Annotated in this window: 15 protein-coding genes, 2 tRNA genes and 1 pseudogene; 8 read left to right on the top strand and 10 right to left on the bottom strand. The window is 47.0% G+C overall.

What is annotated here, in order from left to right:
• Nucleotides 1-637 precede the first annotated feature (637 nt).
• The 4 genes from DWW90_RS15325 to DWW90_RS15310 form a co-directional block, all read right to left on the bottom strand.
• On the bottom strand, nt 638-2,002 hold the full coding sequence (locus tag DWW90_RS15325) for a sigma-54 dependent transcriptional regulator (protein ID WP_122345581.1): 1,365 nt from the start codon (nt 2,000-2,002) through the stop codon (nt 638-640).
• 113 nt (nt 2,003-2,115) lie between these two features.
• Nucleotides 2,116-3,294, bottom strand: a complete 1,179-nt coding sequence (locus DWW90_RS15320) for a DUF418 domain-containing protein (protein ID WP_122345580.1) — start codon at nt 3,292-3,294, stop codon at nt 2,116-2,118.
• A gap of 375 nt (nt 3,295-3,669) precedes the next feature.
• Complete coding sequence (locus tag DWW90_RS15315; protein ID WP_122345579.1) at nt 3,670-6,150, bottom strand: ATP-binding protein; 2,481 nt, start codon at nt 6,148-6,150, stop codon at nt 3,670-3,672.
• Entirely contained in the window at nt 6,150-7,868 is a 1,719-nt protein-coding gene (locus DWW90_RS15310) for a phosphoethanolamine transferase (RefSeq protein ID WP_122345578.1), read from the bottom strand. Before DWW90_RS15310 ends, DWW90_RS15315 begins: the two co-directional genes overlap by 1 nt.
• A 342-nt stretch (nt 7,869-8,210) precedes the next feature.
• Here DWW90_RS15310 and DWW90_RS15305 point away from each other — a divergent pair, with 342 nt between their 5' ends.
• A complete protein-coding gene (locus DWW90_RS15305; protein ID WP_122345577.1) occupies nt 8,211-10,748 on the top strand; it encodes a DUF4965 domain-containing protein in 2,538 nt (845 codons plus the stop codon).
• 83 nt (nt 10,749-10,831) lie between these two features.
• Here the strand turns inward: DWW90_RS15305 and DWW90_RS15300 are convergent, their stop codons facing one another.
• Entirely contained in the window at nt 10,832-12,499 is a 1,668-nt protein-coding gene (locus tag DWW90_RS15300) for a sodium:alanine symporter family protein (protein ID WP_122345576.1), read from the bottom strand.
• Between the two features lie 109 nt (nt 12,500-12,608).
• Nucleotides 12,609-12,959: a hypothetical protein gene (locus tag DWW90_RS15295; protein WP_122345575.1), complete on the bottom strand. Its 351-nt coding sequence runs from the start codon at nt 12,957-12,959 to the stop codon at nt 12,609-12,611.
• Between the two features lie 150 nt (nt 12,960-13,109).
• Between DWW90_RS15295 and DWW90_RS15290 the strand changes: the two genes are divergently transcribed.
• From DWW90_RS15290 to DWW90_RS15275, 4 genes and pseudogenes are all read left to right on the top strand, one after another.
• Entirely contained in the window at nt 13,110-13,766 is a 657-nt protein-coding gene (locus DWW90_RS15290) for a superoxide dismutase (RefSeq protein WP_115498692.1), read from the top strand.
• Nucleotides 13,767-13,783: 17 nt separating this feature from the next.
• Nucleotides 13,784-14,143, top strand: a pseudogene (trxA, locus tag DWW90_RS15285) (thioredoxin); the annotation flags it as partial.
• A 169-nt stretch (nt 14,144-14,312) separates the two neighbouring features.
• Nucleotides 14,313-14,386: transfer RNA gene (locus DWW90_RS15280), tRNA-Thr, on the top strand.
• A gap of 9 nt (nt 14,387-14,395) precedes the next feature.
• A tRNA-Tyr gene (locus tag DWW90_RS15275) sits at nt 14,396-14,478 on the top strand.
• 61 nt (nt 14,479-14,539) lie between these two features.
• Here DWW90_RS15275 and rhaM read toward each other — a convergent pair.
• The 3 genes from rhaM to DWW90_RS15260 all read right to left on the bottom strand — a co-directional run bounded on the left by rhaM (nt 14,540) and on the right by DWW90_RS15260 (nt 16,822).
• The gene (gene rhaM, locus DWW90_RS15270; RefSeq protein WP_115498693.1) at nt 14,540-14,854 is read right to left on the bottom strand and encodes an L-rhamnose mutarotase; all 315 of its coding nucleotides are present in this window, start codon (nt 14,852-14,854) and stop codon (nt 14,540-14,542) included.
• A 165-nt stretch (nt 14,855-15,019) separates the two neighbouring features.
• Nucleotides 15,020-16,177: a molecular chaperone DnaJ gene (gene dnaJ, locus DWW90_RS15265; RefSeq protein WP_115498694.1), complete on the bottom strand. Its 1,158-nt coding sequence runs from the start codon at nt 16,175-16,177 to the stop codon at nt 15,020-15,022.
• 42 nt (nt 16,178-16,219) lie between these two features.
• Nucleotides 16,220-16,822 carry a nucleotide exchange factor GrpE gene (locus tag DWW90_RS15260; RefSeq protein ID WP_115498695.1) on the bottom strand — a complete coding sequence of 201 codons (603 nt, stop codon included), beginning with the start codon at nt 16,820-16,822 and terminating at the stop codon, nt 16,220-16,222.
• 227 nt (nt 16,823-17,049) lie between these two features.
• Between DWW90_RS15260 and DWW90_RS15255 the strand changes: the two genes are divergently transcribed.
• From DWW90_RS15255 to corA, 3 genes are read left to right on the top strand one after another with little or no spacing between them, the layout of a single operon-like run.
• Nucleotides 17,050-18,468, top strand: coding sequence for a PDZ domain-containing protein (locus DWW90_RS15255; protein WP_122345574.1), 1,419 nt, complete (start codon nt 17,050-17,052; stop codon nt 18,466-18,468).
• 15 nt (nt 18,469-18,483) lie between these two features.
• Nucleotides 18,484-20,961, top strand: coding sequence for an endonuclease MutS2 (locus tag DWW90_RS15250; RefSeq protein WP_122345573.1), 2,478 nt, complete (start codon nt 18,484-18,486; stop codon nt 20,959-20,961).
• 13 nt (nt 20,962-20,974) lie between these two features.
• On the top strand, nt 20,975-22,057 hold the full coding sequence (gene corA / locus DWW90_RS15245; RefSeq protein ID WP_115498698.1) for a magnesium/cobalt transporter CorA: 1,083 nt from the start codon (nt 20,975-20,977) through the stop codon (nt 22,055-22,057).
• On the opposite strand, the gene DWW90_RS15240 is transcribed toward corA, so the two are convergent.
• A complete protein-coding gene (locus DWW90_RS15240; RefSeq protein ID WP_122345572.1) occupies nt 22,054-22,659 on the bottom strand; it encodes a recombinase family protein in 606 nt (201 codons plus the stop codon). The genes corA and DWW90_RS15240 overlap by 4 nt on opposite strands.
• Nucleotides 22,660-22,711 lie beyond the last annotated feature (52 nt).

The raw sequence follows: 22,711 nt of genomic DNA, 5'->3' as shown, positions 1-22,711 counted from the left end.
GAATAGAATTTTGCATATTTGGTGCTTTTTATACAGATAAAATTGGTGCTTTGAGATCGCTTACTTTTACTGTTAAGTCTCCACAACCGGCGAACAAATAAACAGTCGACAAAATAAACAAAATTACAATAACCCCCATTTCGGACGTTTTTCTATTTCATCCGAAATTTTGATCGATTTTTGTTTGACTCTTTTCACGGTTTTAACCTCTTCGGCTGACACCATATGAAATGAGGTACGCAGTCCGTTTCGAAAAGCGTGCAATTTGATTGCCGGAAGACGGAAACGCCGACAATGTGATAAACCTTAACTCCCGGAGAATCGAATATTTGAAAACAAAACGGACGGCGTCCCAAATATCGCAAGGAAATTCAGGGGCTTTTTTGCCTTGAAAACGGTCCTCTTTTCAATTACGACCGTCCTAATCGCCATTATGACCGTCCTAATCTTCGCGAGGTGCCGAGTGCACTACACATTAGCACGGTCGTGGTGGCAAAGAAGACGGTCGTAATGGAGAAAAACACCCGAAAAAATGAAAAAATCCCCTTTTTGGACATCAAAAAGGGGATTAATATTTATTCACATTCAGGGACCTTTCGAACCTGAAAAATGAGTTTTATACAATAAGTCGGTTTTCTTATTCCTCAATATGATACGCTTTCAATTTATTGTAAAGTGTTTTCCGATCGATTCCCAATAGTTGGGCAGCCTTCGTTTTGTTGTTTCCGGCTTCCTGGAGGGCTCGCTTGATCATCTCGCATTCGTGCGTCTCATTTTTTAGCTGGATATTGACCGGAGTAGAAACCGGGGCAGCAGTCAGTTCTTCTGGAAGTTCATTCCGGGTGATATAACGGCCGGTAGCCAATAAAGTTGCATACTTGATTGCATTCTTCATCTGGCGCAGATTGCCCGGCCATGAATAAGACTGGAAAAGACGTATCACGTCGTTGTCAAAGCCGATAATATCTTTCTGCAATTCCATATTCGCCTGGTCCAAAAAGCTGTTCGCAAACAGCAAAAGGTCTTCTTTTCGCTCTTTCAGATCGGGAATGCGGACTGTAAACTCATTGATACGATGATACAGATCTTCACGGAAATCGCCTTTATCGATTGCCACACGCAGATTCTCATTTGTTGCTGAAATGAGACGGACATTAATAACAATCTCCTGGTTACTACCTATCGGTTTCACTTTACGCTCCTGCAGGGCACGAAGAAGTTGTACCTGCACTTCATATGATAAGTTTCCAATTTCGTCCAGGAAAATCGTTCCTCCCTGGGCAGCTACAAAAGCGCCTTCCTTATTATCGATAGCTCCGGTAAACGAGCCTTTCACATGACCGAAAAATTCGGAGGCTGCCAAGTCTTTCGGGATAGCTCCGCAATCGACGGCGATGAAAGGGGCTTTCTTCCGGTTGCTCTGTTCGTGGATACGGCGGGCGACATATTCTTTTCCTGTCCCGCTCGATCCGGTGATCAGTACAGACATATCCGTCGGCGCAACCAATCGTACGTGTTCATAAAGCTGGCGTGCAGCCTGGCTCTGTCCCTCGATATACTGACTATTATTACCACCTGAAGATTCCGGACGCTTCGCCGGACGTATGGCAGGTTCAGCAGCCGGAGCAACAAGCTCCTCCCCTCCTGTCTTTATCACATCCCGGATCTTTCCTAAAAGCTCTTCGGGGTTCAATGGTTTGGCAATATAATCGGATGCCCCTAATTTGATCGCTTGCACAGCTGTTTGTATCTCTGCATAGCTGGTCATCATAATCAGGGGGATTGAAATATTATTTTCCTTTATCCATTTCAACAGGTCGATCCCATCCCCATCCGGCAAGCGCAGGTCCGACAGGATCAGATCGAAAGAAACATCCTCTATCCGGTTCTTTGCATCCGAAACCGATGATACCGAACTGACTTCGAAGCCTTTCCTTCCCAGCCAGGTTTTCAGCATCAACGAGAATGTTATATCATCTTCTAAAATCAGAATAGACGGCATATTATTCTTTTTTGTTTCATATACAAAGATAGCGAGATAATTGAAAATTGAAAGTTGAAAATTGAAAATAGATAGCACCGCCACTCTAATTTTCAATTTTCAACTTTCAATTTTCAATTACTAAATATCCATGTCGCTCTACGCCATGCACCTTCAAACGGGCCCTGCTTATATCTGCTTAACCACCAATGGCAGAAACCTAACTGAAGGATAAACAACAAGACGCCCACTCCGAAGCTGGCAGTCGTGCATAGGTCATCGTACAGGGACAGACCGTAGCCGAAATAAACAAATGAGCCGATAATGGATTGTGTCAGGTAGTTCGTCAAACTCATCTTTCCGTAAGGGACCAATCCGTGTAATACTTTATGCGTCGAAACCTGTTGCCACAGGAATATGAAGCCTGCAACCAACACACACATAAAGGAGAAATTGCGGAAAGAAGAGACTACGGTATTCATCGGGGTCAGCATCGCCTTATTGGGAATCATATCCGGCAAGGAGGCTGTGATGAAATACAACGGGACAAAACAGATTGCTCCTATAACCAAAGTCCGCATCCAGAACACGCGGTGTTCGGACAGATTCACAAACAACTGTTTACGGCCAATCAGCATCCCCAACAGGAACAAAGAGGCAGTCTGGAAGAAACGTCCGTATCCCCATGCCCACAAAAGGCTGAACAACTGGCCGTCCCACAGGTTGGATTTGACCATCGCCCAGAAATCCGGCTGCGACAGGAACGGATACATACGCTGGCTGTGAATACGCCAGATACCGGCAGCCGGCACATAGTCGGGGTTCATCATTGCATAAAAGAACTTACCCAATTCAAGCGGCTGAAGCATCAGAATAATAGCCGTTATCAAAACTGCCCGGTCACTCCATTTGCAGACCAGCACCAGCACCACGCCTATAATAGCATAAAGCACCAATATATCTCCCGGGAAAAACGCCCCGTTGAAACATCCTATAATAAAGAGAAGGAAAAGGCGCCACAGGAAACGCAACCGGAAATCCTTGCCTTTTTTTGCCTGGTTGTTATACTGGATAAAAAAACTAAAACCGAACAACAGGGAAAAGATAGCATAGGCCTTACCGGAAAAAAGGAAGAAAAGAGTTTCCCATACCCCTTTATCCATGGCCTGCATAAATTCCGAAGAAGGCGTTGGAAAATCATAAAAATTAAAATGTTCGATGTTGTGCAGTAACATAATTGCCATAACGGCAAAACCGCGAAGTGCATCCACCACCTCTATACGAGATGATTTAGCCAAAAGTCCGTGCTCCATGGTAAGAAAGTAAATTATGAATTATGAATTATAAATTATGAATTGACAGGCTATTGACTACTGCTAATTCACGCTGCAAAAGTAGGCAAAGATGTTATATAAAACAAAAAAAGCACCCTTTTAGGCGCTCTTTTTGTTTTGCAGACTTAAATAGAATACTCGAACATAATAACTTTAAACGGTTTAAATGTAGAAACGTCCACTTCCGCTTCTTACTTAAAGAGGAAGCGAATATCGTGCCAAACAAAGTCATGTCCACGATATTTTTTCGTAAACTCTTCTATTCTAACAGATATATCATATAGAATGTTTTACGAAGGATAATTATAGCCTCTTTATAAACGGGGAATTTATGGACACAAGTGTGGAATATTTCTACAGATAGCGTTCCACAGCCTGATTAACTATTACTGTTGCCTGGCGGATCACTTCGGACAATAACCGCTTCCAGCCATCGTCTGTCACAGCTTCGTCGTTCTTCTCGAGAATCCGCAGTTGTGCGACCAGGTCAGTCGCTCCCAACATAGTGAAAAGTGGAATCAATTTATGGGAAATCTTTGCAGCCGGACCACGTTCTGTTGCATCCAATGCCTGCTGCAGGAGTGAAATGCTTTTATTCGTTTCCTCGGCAAACGTCCGGATAATGGATGCGGAGGCCTCTTTGTCTTCTCCGGCAAAGGAGGTGAGCGAATCGAAATTGAATTCGGGCGACGTCTCGGCCTGTATATTAGCCTGCAACAGGTTATTCAACAAGGCTATCAATTGTTTTGCCGTGAAAGGCTTGTTCAGGAATCCGGTAAAGCCGACCTCTAAGTAATGGGTATGTTCGTTTTCCACACTGGCGGAAAGAGCTATTACCGGCACCGTATCTGTTCCGGGGATACCCGATGTACGGATGGCGCTCAGCAATCCATAACCGTCCATGCCCGGCATTTGTATATCGGTGATGATGGCATCGAAAGAACTGTTACGGAGGATGTCGACTACGGTAAAGGGATTTGTACAGCTGGCTACTTCCACATGGTTGCGTTTCAGGAATTCTTCGGTCAGCGCCAACTGCAACGGATCGTCATCGACCAGCAGGCAATAGATTTCACGTCCTTCAAACGTTTCCGCTTCGGCCTCGTCCTCTTCCGGAACGGAAGCTGCCGGCAATGTCTGTACATCCGATTCCTGCAACGGCATCACAATCGTAAAGTCACTCCCTTTTCCCGAAACGCTTTTCAGCGTAAGCGCCCCTCCCATCAGCTCGATCAGTTTGCGGGTGATAGAAAGTCCGAGACCGAATCCCTCCTCCTTTTCCGTACTGGAAAGGCGGGTAAATTCACCGAAAATCTTTTCCTGCTCTTCTTCAGGGATTCCCGTACCGGAATCACTGACAGTAATAGACAATTGGCTATCGGCCGGAGAAAACTTAACCAACAGAACCACACGCCCTTCATGCGTAAACTTGATCGCATTGGACAACAGGTTGCTGACCACCTGGCGAAGGCGTATCGGATCACCGGAATAAATCCGGTCCATCCCCTCTTCTTTCAGGTTCAACACAAACGACAACCCTTTCGACTCGGCAATCGGGCGGAAGCTGCCATATATTTCATTGAAAAGCGTTCGTACGCTAAAAGGTATATTCTGTATCTCCATCTGTCCGGATTCCAGCCGGTGGAAATCCAGCAGGCCGTTCACCAACGAAAGGATATGGTCGGCAGAGCCTGTCATATTCTCCAGATAATAACGCTGGCGCTCATCCGGATGGCGGCGCATCAACAGTTCGATATAGCCGATAATGGAAGAGAGCGGAGCCCGGATATCATGACTGATGGTCAGCATCAGCTTCTCCCGCCTGTGCAACAAATCCTCCGCATACTGTTTGGCTTTCTCTAATTGCTGCCGGTAATACTGGCTCCGGGATATATCGCGCGCAATCAGGATGATAAAGACAATCACAATAATCAGAGACAGGACAGCGATACCGGCAATCAGATAGGACGTTTCGCGCAGAAGTTCCTGCTTCTTCACGACACGCTCCATCGAAACGTTCATCTCCTCCTCTTCTATATCACGCAACATCTGGTTGATCCGGCTCGTGATAATACTGTTGTTATAACGCAGATTGGCTGCACGCTCCAACAACTGGTCGACAAGCTGCTTGCGTTGGTCCGCCACACTGTCCTGCAGGCTTTTCAGAACTGTCACGATCGTATCTGCCGGATTAAAGGCGTTCACCAATGTATCCGTCACAATCTGCCGGGTTGTATTGACCACTACTGCAGAATCTTCCTTTGGCGGAGAGAAAGCATCGGCAAGACGGCGGAAGAAGCCACGCGGTTTACGGGGTTGGGGAGTCTTTACGGAATCCTGATGTATGATCACACGCTCCTGTATTTCAACCTGCCGGACTACTGTATCCTGTTGGGCAATTACTTTTTCAATATTCTGGGCATACAGATGTTCGGCGTTCGTTTCCTGCCAGGTCTCCAACAATCGGCGGGTATTCAAACGTTTCTGTTCGATCAGCATGTCGATCGTATCTATTTTGGGAAGCAATGCCGGATTTGATACCAATGTACGCAGGGAGTCCATATTCTGCAAGGCCTTGTTCAAGGTACGGTTAAAATGGCTGATCTCACCTTGCGGACGTCCGATCACCTGTCCGAGCGCCTCACTTTCGTAGAGAAGGGAAAGGGTGTTCGTGACCAGATAGACTTTCTCCCTCGACTTGCTGCTGGGATCTTCTTCATCGGCAAACTGTTCGATGACATTATAGATATAAACGACTGCACAGACAGCTACCAGGATCAATAACAAGTATCCCAGTATGACCTTACTTGTAGTATGCCCGTTCTGTGCACTCATCAGTCTTTACGATAAGCCATCTTCCATTTGTCCAACATAACAAAATCGGCCTTTTTCAGCCCGACTTTCCAGAAAGGAACCGGTTCGTCATGATCACCCAAGAACATACGGTCGCGTATGTCGAAAGCCTTGCTGGTCAGCGCCAACGAAGAATCCGACACGGCTGTCTGCACGTTTGCGATATCCAGCATGGTATGGAACACGCTGTTTGTGCTGACCGGATAAGCCTGATGGGAAACTGCCGTCCAGTATTTGTCGGGAAACAGCTCCCGGTAATTGTCCGAAAACCAGATTATATACGGGATATGCAACTGGTAATAAGTAGGTATCGGCGAAGCATGCAGATACCGCCCGCGGGAATCGTCAAAAATATCTTCCCCATGATCGCTCAAGTAAAGCATCGACGCACAGGCATCCTTCTTTTTCAACATATCCACAATTTCACCCAGCACATAGTCCGTATAATGGATCGAATTGTCATAGGCATTGCGTAATTCGGTCTTATAGGAGGCACGGATACCTTCCGCCTTATCAGGTGTATAGAAGCGGAACTCGGCCGGATAGCGTTCGTGATAATTGAAATGCGATCCGTATGTATGAAGAACGACAAACATATCGTCGTCCGACTTATCCAGTTCCTTTTCCAAATAAGGCAAAAGCGAGGCATCATATAAAGAAGTCAGATAAGAGCCGGTATTGAAACTACTCATATCGATAAAAGAATCGGCCTCCCGGTAAAAAGCCCCAATCATCGAGGTTGTGAGCTTTTGATTGGCGATGACTAACGTACGGAAACCGGCTTCCTTGAATGCTGTAACAATGCTTTTCTCGTCATAGATAACTCCATAATCCTCGGCGCTGGCTGCGGAAAGGATGATCGGGACGCTCTTATGCGTATTATTGGATTGCGTCACCACATCCGTAAAATGGACAAGTCCGTCGAGCTGTTTCATCCGGGGAGTCGTATTGCGTTCGTAGCCATACAGGCTCCACTCCATGGCGCGTGACGTCTCTCCCACTACCAATACGTAGATTTCCCGCTTACCTTCCGGATGGGCTTTGCGGATAGAATCGAATCGGAAATCGGCGGAAGTAATATGATAGTTAGCATTCTTTTCCGATTTGGTAATCGCAAAATACAGGTTATAAAGCGCATTAACCGGATAAACATCATCTTTCAGCGAGAAACGATGATGTTGCAGAGGAGACAGGAAACAAAGAGCGACTCCGATCAGAAACAACGCCAGGCTTCTCAACGCCCATTTCCGGCGAAACACGTTTGTCAGCCGGTCCTTCAACCGGACCGAACGCGTAGCCAGCCACAGCGTGGGAAGTGTATAAAAGAAAAACACACAGATTATGATAAGGAAGATATTCCCCAATAATTCGCTGGCTTCGGAGGCATTCGAACTCGTCAGGTTCAAAAACATATCCACCGCAATGACGGATTCGCCAAAAAGGTATAATAAGACCAACTGCCCTCCATCCAGTATAATCTTCGGCAGCAAGCACCAAACCACTATCCCCGGTTTGCGTGCCAGCAACAAAACTCCCATCCAGAATGCCAACGGCATGATAATGGAAGCAATCCCGACTGAAACCGGCAATGGCTCTGTAAACAGGAAAACACAATTCGGGACGATAAACAACAATCCAAACAAGATATATAAGTGTTTCTGTACAGATAACCAACGTAAAATATTCGTAAAATGCTTCATCTATTTTCGCCTGTAAAAGCCAAATTTATCAACTATTCTTATCCCCTCTCGCTACAGCCTTGCTGCAATCGGCAAATGTAGGGGTTATCCCTCATATACGCATACAGCAGAAGCACAAAAAAAGTTATTTCGATTTTATTAAAAGACAGTTACATCCCAATTATGCCTTTTGAGAACGAAGGAAAGCCGAACAAAAGTTTTCAAAAATCATGCAAATGCTTTCAAAAATCGTGCAATCATACAGTGACATAGACAAATAGCTTCTTACTCTCGTTTTTTATCTCTAATTTCGGGCAACCTAAGCAGATTATTATACTATCATCTATAAAAATAAAAACAAAAATGAAAAGACAAATTGCATTGCTGTCAGTCTGTGCCACTCTGCTGAGTGCTTGTTCATCGAACACCCGCACAACGAGTGAGGCATATGCTCCTGCTGCAAAAAATGAATTGCGTGCACCGGCGACCCCGTTGGTGACTATCGACCCGTACACCAGCGCCTGGTCATTTGCCGACCGACTGAATGAAGAAAGCGTGCGCCACTGGACCGGACGCAACTTCCCGCTGTTAGGAAGCTTGCGCGTAGACGGTGTTTCGTACCGTTTCATGGGTGTAGACAAAGTCGAGGTCACTCCGGTTGTCGGCACGGCAGCCTCCGGCCTTTGGGATGCCACCTATACGTTCAGCCAGCCCAAAGGGGAATGGATGACTCCCGATTACGACACAAAAGGATGGAAAACGGGTAAGGCCGCGTTTGGAACCGAAGACAATCCTTACCGTTCCACACCGTGGCAAGACGGCGATATCTGGGTACGCCGTTCGTTCGACTGGCCGGAAGGAACAGCGAAAGAATCCCTCTTCCTCCAATACTCCCACGATGACAATATCGAACTGTATGTAAACGGCCAACAGGTTGCCGCAACGGGCAATGGCCTGGATTACGACTTGTTGAAAGAGATCCCGCAGGATATTGCAAACGCGCTGAAACCGACCGGAAATATCCTGGCCGCCCATTGCCGCAACAATGGCGGCGGTGCATATGTAGATATGGGTATCATGAAAAAGGTGAAACGGGGGGATACGTTCGACAACAAGGCGGTCCAGAAATCGGTAACCGTCATGCCGACCCAAACCTATTACACATTCGAATGCGGTCCGGTCGAACTGGATCTGATCTTCACGGCTCCGATGCTGATGGACGACCTCGACGCCATGACGGCTCCATATAACTACATCACCTACCAGGCCCGTTCACTGAACGGCAAAGCTCACGACGTACAGTTATATTTAGAAGCAACGCCTCAATGGGCTGTCAACACAATCGACCAGCCGGTTTCTTTCGAAAAGATTGAAAAAGACGGATATGTCTACCTGAAAACAGGCTCTGTCGACCAGGATATATTAGGAAAGAAAGGCGACGACCAACGCATCGACTGGGGATATTTCTATCTCTCAGCCCCGCAGTCTCCGGATGTAACAGTCGCTATCGATGAATATTACGCCGCAAAGAAAGCATTCATGTCTGTCGGGAAACTATCGGGCAACGCCGACAATGTCTCTTCGGATATGGAAAAGCAGATGACAGTTTTAGCATACTCCGACAACTTAGGCACAGTCGATAACCAGACTGTTTCGGGGCATCTGCTGATCGGATACGACGATTTGTATGCGATCCAATATTTCAACGATAACCGGATGGCTTATTGGAAACATGACGGGCAAGTTGATATTTTCGATGCCTTTGCCAAAGGCCACCAGGACTATGCCAAGATGATGAAACGTTGTACGGATTTCGACGCACAGTTGATGCAGGAAACAGCGGCAACCAGCGGTCAGGAATATGCCGAACTCTGCGCACTGGCCTATCGCCAGGCTATCGGAGCCCATAAACTGGTAACGGACAAAGAAGGCAACCTGCTGTTCTTCTCAAAAGAGAACTTCAGCAACGGATCGATCGGCACGGTTGACATCACGTATCCGTCAGCTCCCATGTTCTTGTGCTACAATCCGGAACTGCTGAAAGGCATGATGAACCCCATCTTCTACTATAGCGAAAGCGGCAAATGGAACAAACCGTTCCCGGCGCACGATGTCGGTACCTATCCGCAGGCTAACGGACAGACGTATGGCGGCGATATGCCGGTCGAGGAATCCGGCAATATGCTGATCCTGGCAACTGCCATTGCCACAATCGAAGGAAATGCCGACTATGCGGCCAAACATTGGGATGTACTGACAATCTGGGCCGATTACCTGAAGAAAGAAGGGCTCGATCCGGAGAACCAACTCTGTACGGACGACTTTGCCGGCCACTTCGCCCACAATGCCAACCTGTCTATCAAAGCCATCATGGGAGTAGCCGGCTATGGCAAGATGGCGGAGATGTTAGGCAAGAAAGAGATTGCCGAATCCTACCTCTCGGCTGCACGCGAGATGGCAGGGAAATGGGTTGCAATGGCAAAAGACGGCGACCACTACAAGTTGACATTCGACAAGTCCGGAACCTGGAGCCAGAAGTATAATCTGGTTTGGGACCGCCTGTTAGATCTGAATATCTTCCCGACCGAAGTTGCAGAGACGGAAATGGCCTATTACAAGACCAAACAAAACAAATATGGGTTACCGTTGGATAACCGTGAAGATTATACCAAATCGGACTGGATTCTCTGGAGTGCCTGTCTGACCGGCAATGAAAGCGATTTTGAAACGCTTATGCTCCCGGTATGGCAATATGCCAACGAAACAACTTCACGTGTCCCGCTAAGCGACTGGCATTACACCTCCGACGGAACACAACGCGGCTTCCAGGCCCGTTCGGTTGTAGGCGGCTATTATATGCGATTGCTGGAGAAACGCCTGTCGGACAAATCCAAACATTGACAGACAACAGTCATCAGTATGGTTTTGGCAGATCATAGTTATGATTTGCCGAAACCATTACTATGAGACTGAATTACGGATTACTATTTTCCCCGGACCCTCTTCCAATACGAATCGACAGAGTTTTTCACCTCCTTATGCAGGATCAGGATACCGATCAGATTAGGCAGTGTCATCAGGGCAACCGTCACACCTGAAAAGGCCCAGACGATAGTCGTATCAGTGAAGGAGGCTAAGAAAAAGCCGGCCACATAGATAATATGATAGGCACGGACATATTTACTTCCCCACAAATACGTGACAGCCCGGTCACCATAATAAGACCAGGCGACAGCCGTTGTAAAAGCGAACAATAACAGGGAGAAAGGAATGATATATTGCCCCCAGTCACCCAAAAAACCTTTCTTAAAGGCTTCTGTAGAAAGAGGAGCCGAATGAAGCAGGGATTTTCCGGTCAGGTACACCTGCTTATCTTTCAGTACGGGTAACGCCACATTTCCGTTCTGCACGGCTAAACTTCCCGTATAGGATTCTTTGCCGGACTTCACCCGCACATCCTCGGCAAAAGAGCGGGCATGGAGAATCGTGATTCCGGTTGTCAGAATCTTACCGTCTTCCACTTGCAACGTACCGGTGAAAAGCGGCAACGGTTGTTTGCCGAGGATATGTCCGGAGACAAGCGCTTTCTGCTCCGGTATCTTTTCCTGATAAGTCCCGGACAGGACAACAGTATCCGCCTGCTGGAATTGGTTATCATATTTCTCCATCCAGGCCCCCGACGAAATCAGGACTAATCCGGTTATCAAACAAATAACGATCGTATCGATAAACGGCTCCAGTAAGGCAACCATTCCTTCCGACACAGGTTCTTCGGCTTTGGCGGCTGCATGGGCGATAGGCGCCGACCCCTGCCCCGCCTCGTTGGAGAACAATCCCCGGTTTACTCCCCGGTTAAAAGCCCAGACGACCGTAGCCCCCAAAAAGCCTCCGGAAGCGGCTGTCCCGCTGAATATATTACCGAACACAGCGCCAAAAGCCGGCAAAATATTATCATAATTATAAGCCAACACACTGACTGCTCCCATTATATACAGAACCGACATAAAAGGAATCAACCTTTCCGAAACCAGCGCAATACGCTTGATCCCTCCGATCACGATCAATGCCAGCAAAACAGCAAGAATAGCGCCCGTAATATAATGCCGGATTCCAAAAGAGGAAAACATCGCGTTGGAAATACTGTTTATCTGGGGCAGGCATCCTGTTCCGAACGAAGAGAAAATCGTAGCCACGGCAAACAAGGCTGCCAGCCAAGGCATATGCAGGCGATGCTTCATATAATACATCGGTCCTCCCGAAATCGTCCCGTCTTCCGTTTGCTCCCTGTATTTATGGGAAAGCGTCACTTCCACCATCTTTGTCGTCATACCTAAAAAAGCTGTCATCAACATCCAGAACAAAGCCGACGGACCTCCCAAATGGATCGCCAGGGCGACACCTGCAATATTACCGGTCCCAACCGTACCGGACAAAGCGGTCGACAAGGCCTGGAAGTGCGATGTATCGCCTATATCGTGCTTGTTGTCGTATTTCCCGCTGACAACCTTTAGGGCATGCCGGAAAAAACGGACCTGCGGGAATCTCAGATAAACCGTAAAAAACAGACCGGTTCCCAACAGAAGAAAAACAAACCATTGCGAACCGCCAAAGTGGGAATCGATAAGGGAAAGTATATTATTCAGTTCTTGCATAACAAATTTGATTAGATCGTATTAGTGTCTGCAAGATACGGATTAATACGCAAAAAGCAACTTTCTGTTAATAAAAAGTTGCTTTTGGTGACAAAACAAATAATCCACTTTATACCTGCGACACCTTTTGGATGATGCCGATAAACTCGTCGTTCGTCATTTGGATATCCGGTTCTTTGTAGTTCACATAGTCTTCAAAGTAATCGCTGGCAATATCCGCCACGATCTCCGAACCTTCCAGCCCGAAAGAATCCACCAGTTTCTCCACCTTACTGCGAATCCGGCGGATCACCTGCAGGCGGTCTTCATAACGGTCCGGCTTCTCCTGATCCGTCACATGTTCATTGCGCGCTATCAGATAAACCGCCGTATAAAACTTATCCACACCCCCGAATACAGGCGCGAACAACACTTTCTTTTCTTCCGGCAATGCAGCCAGTGTTTCCTGAATTTTTGTCATGGTCGTACTTATTCTAATTTGTTAGCGAAGATAGCACATTCCGGTCATAGAAAACCTCTATCACGCGATAAATAATATGCATTTCATTCCATGAACAAATATCAGACAGGGAATGTTAGAATAGTAGAAACAACATAAAACAAATAGAACATGCTAACATTCTGTCTCAGCTTATTATTGTTGACAACAAATAATAGTAATAGTCTAATAACAAATAAAAAAGATAAAGTTATGAAATTTGAATTAATTCAGTTACCCTATGCAGCCGACGCGCTGGAACCGGTTATAAGTAAAGAAACCATCGAGTTTCATCATGGCAAGCATTTACAGGCTTATGTAAATAATCTGAACAACCTGATCGAAGGAACCAAGTTCGAGAATGAAACTTTGGAACAGATCGTGGCAGAATCCGACGGCGCCATCTTTAACAATGCCGGACAGACACTCAATCACAATCTCTATTTCACCCAGTTCTCTCCCTATGGCGGAGGCAGACCGACAGGCGCACTCGCAAAAGCGATCGACGAGACATGGGGTTCATTTGAGAATTTCCAGAAAGAATTCGTCGCTGCCGGAACAGGCTTGTTCGGCTCCGGATGGGTGTGGCTGGCAAAAGATAAAGACGGAAAACTGTCCATTACCAAAGAAGCGAACGGCAGCAATCCGGTTGCCCACGGCTTGAAACCGATTTTAGGATTCGATGTCTGGGAACATGCTTACTATCTGGATTACCGAAACCGCCGTCCCGACCATTTGAACGCATTGTGGAAAATCATCGATTGGGATGCCGTTGCCAAAAGATATTGAAAGGAGAACAGAAAATGAAAGTAACAGAATTGACAAAAGCGGATTTCCTGAAAAAAGTAGCTAACTACGAAGCCAGCCCGGACAAATGGGTGTACGAGGGAGACAAACCCTGTATCGTGGACTTCTATGCCACCTGGTGCGGCCCCTGTAAGATGGTAGCCCCAATCCTGGAAGAGTTAGCAGACGAATATGCCGGAAAAATCGATTTCTACAAAGTCGATACGGAAAAAGAGGAAGAGCTCGCCGCTTCTTTTGGCATCCGGAGCATTCCTTCCCTTCTTTTTTGCCCGATGGGCGAAACGCCGCAGATGGCAAAAGGCGCAATGGGAAAAGCCGATTTCAAAAGAGCTATAGATGAGCTACTTTTGAAGAAATAAAGGACATTATCCTACTCTGAATAAATGATACTCTCCGAGGCCTGTTCAAGGATTCGGAGAGTTTTTTATGAAAAATATTTCACATTATCCCTCCAAACTATTGCACAATTAAAAATAATGCCTACCTTTGCACCCGCAATCGAGAGAGATTGATTATTAAAAGAAGAATGCCTCTTTAGCTCAGTTGGCCAGAGCACGTGATTTGTAATCTCGGGGTCGTTGGTTCGAATCCGACAAGAGGCTCAAAATCTTGGGCAGTTACCAGAGTGGCCAAATGGGGCTGACTGTAACTCAGCTGTCTTTCGACTTCGGTGGTTCGAATCCATCACTGCCCACAAAAAAGACCTGGAAGAATATCTTTCAGGTCTTTTTTGTTTTCACTTCACCCGGATTATCCTAATCCATATGGAAAATTTCCTGCAGGGAAATAGATACCGGAGAGTTATCCGGATTTACATCCAAAAGATCGGACATATAGTCCCACCATTTTTGCACAATCAGATTATCCCCCATATCCTGGGAAGACGCCTCCCCTTTTACCTTTTGGCAAGCAAACAATACATTGGTCTCTTTATCCCAATAAATGGAATAGTCACAAACTCCATTATCAGAAAGCATCTTTTTCAGTTCCGGCCAGATGGCAATATGGCGTCTTTGATATTCTTCCTCACATCCCGGCTTCAAATACATCTTAAAAGCTTCTCGTTTCATTGTCTTTCATTTTAGTCCTTATTCTTTGATGAGGCAAAAGTAGATATATTCAAACGAACACAATCTGGATAATTGTGCATATACTTTAAAAATTTGATACAGATAACAACAAAAAAAGCCATCCCCTGTTCATGGAGATGGCCTCTTGCCAACTAAAAATAATCTTTAGTCAAACATATGTCTGAATTTATCGAAAATCTTTTCCTTTACAGACTTCTTAGGCTGGAAGTTTGGAGAGTTTTCCAGACCGTTCATGATATCCTTTTCCGAAGGAGACAATGTCTCAGGGATATAAACACTCACATTCACAAGCAAGTCACCCGTGCCATAGCTATTGACGGAAGGAAGCCCCTTATTACGCAAACGAAGCACCTTACCCGGCTGTGTTCCCGGCTCGATCTTGACTTTCGCCTTCCCGTCGATAGTCGGAACTTCCACCGTGCCGCCCAGAGCAGCCTGGGGCACACTCAACAGCAGGTTATACAGCAGGTCGTTTTCATCGCGTATCAATTCAGGATGCGGCTCTTCTTCGACCAAAATCAGCAAATCACCGTTGATACCGCCGTGACGGGCCGCATTTCCTTTTCCACTCATGGAAAGTTGCATGCCTTCTGCGACACCGGCCGGAATATTGATCGTGATCACTTCTTCATCGCGAACAATTCCCTCACCATTACATTCGCTACACTTCTTGGTGATGATCTTGCCTTCACCACCACAGGTCGGACATGTTGTCTGCGTCTGCATCTGTCCCAGGATCGTATTGGCGATACGCGTGACGACGCCGCTACCGTGACAAGTCTCGCAAGTTTTAGAACTATGGTCGTCCTCCGCACCACTGCCATGGCATTTGGAACACGTGACATATTTCTTCACCTTGATCTTCTTCTCCACGCCACCGGCTATTTCTTTCAGGTTCAGCTTCACTTTCACACGCAGATCGGAACCCCGGTTCACACGACGCCCGCCACGCGAACCGCCGCCAAAGCCGCTGAAACCGCCAAAGCCACCGAAATGTCCGCCAAAGATGTCGCCAAACTGGGAGAATATATCATCCATAGACATTCCGCCTCCGAAGCCGCCGCCCTGTGAAGCGCCTCCTACTCCAGCATGGCCGAACTGATCGTACCGCTGCCGTTTTTGCGGATCGCTCAGCACATCATACGCTTCGGCTGCTTCCTTAAAGTTTTCCTCAGCCTGCTTGTCACCCGGATTCTTGTCCGGATGGAACTGAATAGCCTTTTTCCGGTAGGCTTTCTTTATCTCTTCTGTCGAGGCATTCTTCTCGACGCCCAGCACTTCATAATAATCTCTTTTAGCCATCTTTGTATCTGTCTGTTGTTATTTGCTTATTATCCTGCCATCTTACTCCCCGACAACCACTTTTGCATGACGGATCACTTTGTCATTCAAGGTGTAACCGGTTTGTACGCAATCCAGCACCTTTCCTTTCATATCAGGTTCCGGAGCCGGGATCATGGCAACAGCCTCAGATGTCTCAGCATCAAAAGGCTCACCAACCGTCTCGATCGGCTTTACATTCTGCTGGGACAGGTAAGACATGAATTTAGAATAGATAAGTTCCACGCCTTCGGTAACAGCCTTTATATCTTCAGCTGTACGGATGTTCTGCAAGGCACGCTCAAAATCATCGACAACAGGGAGCAGATGAGTCAATGCGCTTTCGCCGCCATTCTTAATCAGCTCGGACTTTTCACGCAATGTACGTTTACGATAGTTGTCAAACTCAGCCATCAGGCGCAAATGAGAATCGTTCAGCTCATTATACTTCTTCTTGAGTTCTTCCAATTCTCCCTGTCCGTCACATTCGTCCGTCACATTGTCAGATGCAGCATTTTCGTCTGCCGCATTTACCTGTTCTTCCTGCAAATTTGTCGCATCATCAACACCCTGGCGTTCTTTTTTGTCAGCAGTTTCTTTCTTACTATTAAAATTCATCTTATTCATAACCAATTATATATTTTCATTACTATCTAATTGTCAATAAGATACCATACACATATCACACCATACATATATATGCCGGCATTATTCTTGTCGGTATCATTCACCAATATAACATCAAATATGCTGCCAACTGTTCTTACAGAACGAAAATATCTTTACCTTTGTGTAGTAAATGATGATTTTATTGTCACATACAATATAGATTAATAAAACAATAGGAATTAATTATGAAGAGAGCGATTTTGTCAGTCTTACTGCTATTTGCATTTCTTACCGGTTTTGCTCAAAACCGGAATATCTGTCGGTTAGGCATCACATACGATATCAGTCAAAGCGATCATTGGGGTAAAAACAGGCCTGTTATTACCAGTATTATTCCTTATTCCCCGGCGGAACTTGCCGGAGTGAAGACTAATGATATCATCATGGCCATCGACGGTGTCCAGACGTTGGATATCTCGCCCGAGGAAATAGAAGAGATGTTGAACCCGGCCGGAAAAAATGAGGTGCTGCTCACTATCGGCAACCTGTCGAACCCTTCCAAGCAAGTCATGGTCAAAAAAGAATGCAAAAAAAGCAATGCCATCACGGAAGAACAACTGGCGACCGCTTTTTCCATGTACAGCTTGGAGACAACCAGCGAACGCGAATTTGTCTGCCCGTTCAAGACGACAGTCACAGCCGATCCGGTCAATTTCGGAAAATTCAAGACTTTCGCATTCTCTGCCATAGACGAGAACAACAGTAAGCTGGAAACAGCCATCAACGAAAGCATTGAAAAGGAACTGACTAAAAAAGGGATGACAGTCGACGTGGACAGACCTGACATTCTGGTACAGACATTCTATTTCTTTGACAAGAATCCGAACTACAAGGGAGCAAACAAAATACTGATTGAAAAAGAGCCCGTATATCGTTACAATTTCCTCCAAAGCAAAATGGAAATATTCCCGTTCCTGAACCCGACAGCTGCAGAAACAGAGGCGGAATACCTGCTTCAGTTCGGTTTCCGCCTGATCGACCAGCGGGATGTGCCGGGCCGGATACTTTGGGAGTGTGAAGCAAACGAGTTGTTGGAAGATTCATACCGCCTGGACGAATATGCCCGTATCCATGCACCGTTGATGTGCATGCAATATCCGTACACCAAGTACCGCCGCAATGTGCCGTTCAAAGTCAACCAGAAGACATACAACTATACAGGTTTGAGCTATGACATCGACCGTATGGAACTGATTACCGATGTCGACAAGAACTCTCCGGCCTATGCTGCCGGCTTGCGCCCGCGCGACGTTGTGGAAAAGATCAACAACCACAAGATGGATAACACGACGGAAGAGTTCTCCGCCGCTTATAAAGGATTTATCACCAACACGATGAAATACCGCGATCCGAAAACCCGGTTTACGGATGCCAACGGATTTAAACGCTGTATGTTCTGGGATACATTCAAATACTCGCAGGTGGCCGATGCGATCCAGAAATCCGGAAACAAAGCCGCCTATTCTTACCTATATTATTACGCCCCTTATATCAACCCGTCAGGCAACAACGCCTGCACGTTCGATATCAAGCGGGGGAAGAACAAAATGGAAATCATCGTCCGTCCGACCATTCGCCGGTCTGTGACGGTCGAAGTAAAATAAAGCATTTACAAGAACGTGATATACCCACAAAACTTCGAACAGAAAACGGGCTTCGATAAAGTCCGCCGCTTAATTTCAGAAAAATGTTTAAGTCCGCTCGGAGAAGAGCGGGTAGCGGAGATGGAATTCTCCGCCGACTTTCAAACCGTAACCGAACGCCTGGAACAGACAGACGAATTTGTCCGCATCCTGCATGGAGAAGACGAGTTTCCCGCCAGTTACTTCTTCGATGTGCGTTATTCGCTGAAGCGAATACGCCCGGAAGGAACCTGGCTGGACGAAAAAGAGCTGTTCGACCTGAAACGGTCACTCCAGACTATCAACGACATCATCCGTTTCTTCCGTCCCTCCATGGAAGAGGGAGAAGAGATCAAATATCCCGCCCTGACAGCTCTCGCCGGTGATATTATGGTGTTCCCGCAACTGATCGGAAAGATAGATGCCATCCTCGATAAATTCGGGCGTGTAAAAGACAACGCCTCCCCCACGCTGGCACAAATACGGAAAGAGATATCCGCTACGATGAGCGGTATCTCGCGCAGCTTGCAATCGATCCTGCGCGCCGCCCAGTCAGACGGGGTTGTCGACAAAGATGTAACGCCGACCATGCGCGACGGCCGCCTGATGATCCCGGTCGCTCCTGCCTTCAAGCGGAAAATCAAAGGGATCGTGCACGACGAATCGGCCAGCGGAAAAACAGTCTTTATCGAACCGGAAGTCGTGGTGGAAGCAAACAATCGTATCCGGGAACTGGAAGGAGACGAACGCCGGGAGATCATGAAGATATTAACGGAGTTCACCAATTTTGTGCGTCCGTCAGTGCCCGACATCCTCCAATCGTACGAGTTCTTAGCCGAGATCGACTTCATCCGCGCCAAAGCCTTGTTTGCCGAACAGGTGAACGGGATCAAGCCGGTTGTCGAAAACAAGCAACAAGTAGACTGGATCCGCGCCTCGCATCCCCTGCTCTACCTCTCACTGCAAAAACAGAACAAACAGGTCGTCCCGCTCGACATTATGCTGGAAGAGAACAAGCGGCTGCTTATCATTTCCGGTCCGAACGCAGGCGGAAAATCAGTCTGCCTGAAAACAGTCGGACTGCTGCAATACATGCTACAATGCGGGCTGCTTATCCCGGTATATGAAAGTTCGAAAACAGGCCTGTTCGACAACCTGTTTATCGATATCGGCGACGAACAAAGCATCGAAAACGACCTGAGCACATACAGTTCCCACCTGACGAACATGAAGTTCTTCGTGAAGAACTGCAACAGCAAGACGCTGATCCTGATCGATGAGTTCGGCAGCGGCACGGAACCGCAGATCGGTGGAGCCATTGCCGAGGCCTTGCTGGACCGTTTCAACCGGAACCACAGCTATGGCGTCATCACAACCCATTACCAGAATCTGAAGCATTTCGCGGAAGATACAGAAGGGATTGTCAACGGCGCCATGCTCTACGACCGCCACCTGATGCAGCCCCTGTTCAAGCTGTCGATCGGAAACCCGGGCAGTTCTTTCGCTGTCGAAATAGCCCGGAAAATCGGTCTGCCGGAAGATGTCATTGCCGACGCATCCGCCAATGTAGGTTCCGACTATATCAATATGGATAAATACCTCCAGGATATCGTGCGCGACAAACGCTATTGGGAAAGCAAACGGCAGAACATCCGCCAGCAGGAGAAAAAACTGGAAGATATCACCGCCCGCTACGAGCAGGACCTCGAAGCCGTAAGTAAACAACGGAAAGAGATCATGCGGACTGCCAAGGAAGAAGCGCAACGCATCCTTGCCGAAGCCAATGCCAAGATAGAAAACACGATCCGCGAGATCAAAGAGGCCCAGGCGGAAAAAGAGCAGACCAAGCTGGCCCGCAAAGCACTGGAAGAGTTCAAAGCTTCCGTGATAGCCGCCGAAGAAGAAGACGACAAGATCGCCCGCAAAATGGCCAAACTGCAAGAGCGCAAAGAGCGTAAGAAACAAAAGCAGAACACGCCGGCATCCAAGCAGACCTTCAACCGCGATATCATAGAAGTGGGCGATAATGTTCGCCTCAAAGGACAAATGTCTGCCGGGACAGTTATGGAACTGCAAGGCAAACAGGCTGTCGTAGCCTTCGGCATGATCAAAAGCACCGTCAAACTGGATCAACTGGAAAAGGTCAGCAAAGGCCAGATCAAGAAGGAAATCCAGAAAAGCACCTTTGTCAGTGTCCAGACAGCCGACGATATGCACGAAAAGAAATTGAACTTTAAGCAGGAGATCGATGTTAGAGGTATGAGGGGAGACGAAGCATTGCAGGCGGTGACCTACTTTGTCGACGATGCCATACAGGTCGGTGCAGCCCGCATACGCATCCTGCACGGGACAGGGACAGGCATCTTGCGCCAGCTGATACGCGACTACCTGCACTCCGTACCCGGCGTCCGCCAGTATCACGACGAACATGTCCAGTTCGGAGGTGCCGGCATAACAGTCGTAGAACTCGAATAAAAAACATAAGGGTATGAGGCGAAAAGAATCCGTGCGCCTACACAGGCACAAGCATATTTCAAACCGGCACCTGGCCGAACGGTATTATTATGCAGGTGAACATGAAACAGTCACGAACATTCGCCTCACCCAATATAACGCCACCAACCTGCACACACGGAATCTCAGAACAGACGAAACATCATTCCGCAAATTGGCCGATGCAAACAGCATCAACTGGTTTCAAGTGAGCGGCCTGACCGATTCGGAAGCGATCACCCGCATGGTCAACGAGTTCGGAATGCATAACCTGGATGCCAAAGACATCCTGACGCCCCAACACGTGGTCAAAATAGAAGAATACGACAAGCACACGCTTATCATACTCAATTCTTCCTATTACAATGCCAATATGGAACTCAACTCCGAACATATCAGCCTGTTGATTACGGGAAATGTCGTGATCAGCTTTACGGAAAGCAATAATCCGGTGTTTGAAGACGCCTACAAAGCATTGGAATCCAATATGCTGAATATCCGGAAGAAAGGTAGCGGGCTGCTGTTGGCATTCCTGCTTAACACCATTATCGCCAACCTGGTGGAAGCGGCCTCCAAAGTGGAAGAGATGCTTGAAGACATCGAGGAAACCCTGCTCGACATCAAAAACGACCAGGGAAACATGGGGCAGTTGATCCAACAACACCGGAAAGAATATATGATTATCAGGAAAAACAGTCAGCCGTTGAAAGAACAGTTTGCCAAACTGCTACGTACCGAAAACGGGCTCATAAGCCCCGACATCCTGCCGATCTACAACGATCTGTCCGACCAATTGCTATTTGTTATCCAGACAACAGAGAGCTGCCGGGAAATTATCTCCTCTCTGGTCGACCTGTACATTTCCAATAACGACCTGCGCATGAATGCGATCATGAAACGCTTGACTATCGTTTCCACACTCTTCATTCCGCTCACATTCCTGGCAGGTATATGGGGTATGAATTTCAAGATTATGCCGGAGTTAGACTGGAGATACGGATATGGCATAGCCTGGTCGCTTATGCTGCTCACAGCAATTGTAACCTGGCTATACATGCGGAAAAAGGACTGGTTTTAGAGTCCGTAGTTCCGTTTGAACATATAATACGTATTTCTGGAGACATTAAAACGCTTGCAAATCTCAATCACGGTGTCTCCGCGTTCGAGCATGCTGATCACCTCCTCTTTATGCGCATCCAGGAAAGATTGTTTAGCGGCCGATCCTTTCGGACGTCCTAAAGGACCTCCCGTGTTCTTCTTGTGGGTCAAGGCCTCTTTTGTCCGGGTGGACATCAAACTATGTTCGATCTCGGTTACCAGATTGAAGACACTTCCCATAACCGGAAGATTTAAGGCGCCATCCAAGACATACCGGTCTTTTATACTGTAGACCTGAACTCCTTTTTCCATGCAGCGGCTCATGATTGCCATGACCTCCGACAAAGTGCGTCCAAGGCGGGAAATATCCAAAAATATCAGCGTATCCCCTTTTTGCATACGGTCTACAACCATATCGATATTACGTTCGTCTTCCTTTCCTTTACCGAAACCGATAGTGACATCCGTAACCCACTTATCGACATTCATCTGATGATCCGATGCAAAGCGTTTTATTTCATCTTTCTGTATTTCAAGATGTTCTTTGTTAGATGTTCCAACTCTCAAATAAGCTATTATCATATTTCCAGAAACTTAATAATTAAAAAACATAGAACCAATGTTTAATTTTCGG

The organism is Parabacteroides sp. AF17-28 (assembly GCF_003479205.1).
GTDB lineage: Bacteria > Bacteroidota > Bacteroidia > Bacteroidales > Tannerellaceae > Parabacteroides > Parabacteroides acidifaciens.
This window is presented reverse-complemented; position numbering and strand designations above follow the sequence as displayed.

Coding starts and splice junctions, on each gene's coding strand:
- dnaJ (WP_115498694.1), bottom strand. CDS start 16,177: ATGGCTAAAAGAGATTATTATGAAGTGCTGGGCGTCGAGAAGAATGCC.
- rhaM (WP_115498693.1), bottom strand. CDS start 14,854: ATGAAACGAGAAGCTTTTAAGATGTATTTGAAGCCGGGATGTGAGGAA.
- DWW90_RS15310 (WP_122345578.1), bottom strand. CDS start 7,868: ATGAAGCATTTTACGAATATTTTACGTTGGTTATCTGTACAGAAACAC.
- DWW90_RS15320 (WP_122345580.1), bottom strand. CDS start 3,294: ATGGAGCACGGACTTTTGGCTAAATCATCTCGTATAGAGGTGGTGGAT.
- DWW90_RS15305 (WP_122345577.1), top strand. CDS start 8,211: ATGAAAAGACAAATTGCATTGCTGTCAGTCTGTGCCACTCTGCTGAGT.
- DWW90_RS15300 (WP_122345576.1), bottom strand. CDS start 12,499: ATGCAAGAACTGAATAATATACTTTCCCTTATCGATTCCCACTTTGGC.
- corA (WP_115498698.1), top strand. CDS start 20,975: ATGAGGCGAAAAGAATCCGTGCGCCTACACAGGCACAAGCATATTTCA.
- DWW90_RS15260 (WP_115498695.1), bottom strand. CDS start 16,822: ATGAATAAGATGAATTTTAATAGTAAGAAAGAAACTGCTGACAAAAAA.
- DWW90_RS15255 (WP_122345574.1), top strand. CDS start 17,050: ATGAAGAGAGCGATTTTGTCAGTCTTACTGCTATTTGCATTTCTTACC.
- DWW90_RS15315 (WP_122345579.1), bottom strand. CDS start 6,150: ATGAGTGCACAGAACGGGCATACTACAAGTAAGGTCATACTGGGATAC.
- DWW90_RS15290 (WP_115498692.1), top strand. CDS start 13,110: ATGCTAACATTCTGTCTCAGCTTATTATTGTTGACAACAAATAATAGT.
- DWW90_RS15325 (WP_122345581.1), bottom strand. CDS start 2,002: ATGCCGTCTATTCTGATTTTAGAAGATGATATAACATTCTCGTTGATG.
- DWW90_RS15295 (WP_122345575.1), bottom strand. CDS start 12,959: ATGACAAAAATTCAGGAAACACTGGCTGCATTGCCGGAAGAAAAGAAA.
- DWW90_RS15240 (WP_122345572.1), bottom strand. CDS start 22,659: ATGATAATAGCTTATTTGAGAGTTGGAACATCTAACAAAGAACATCTT.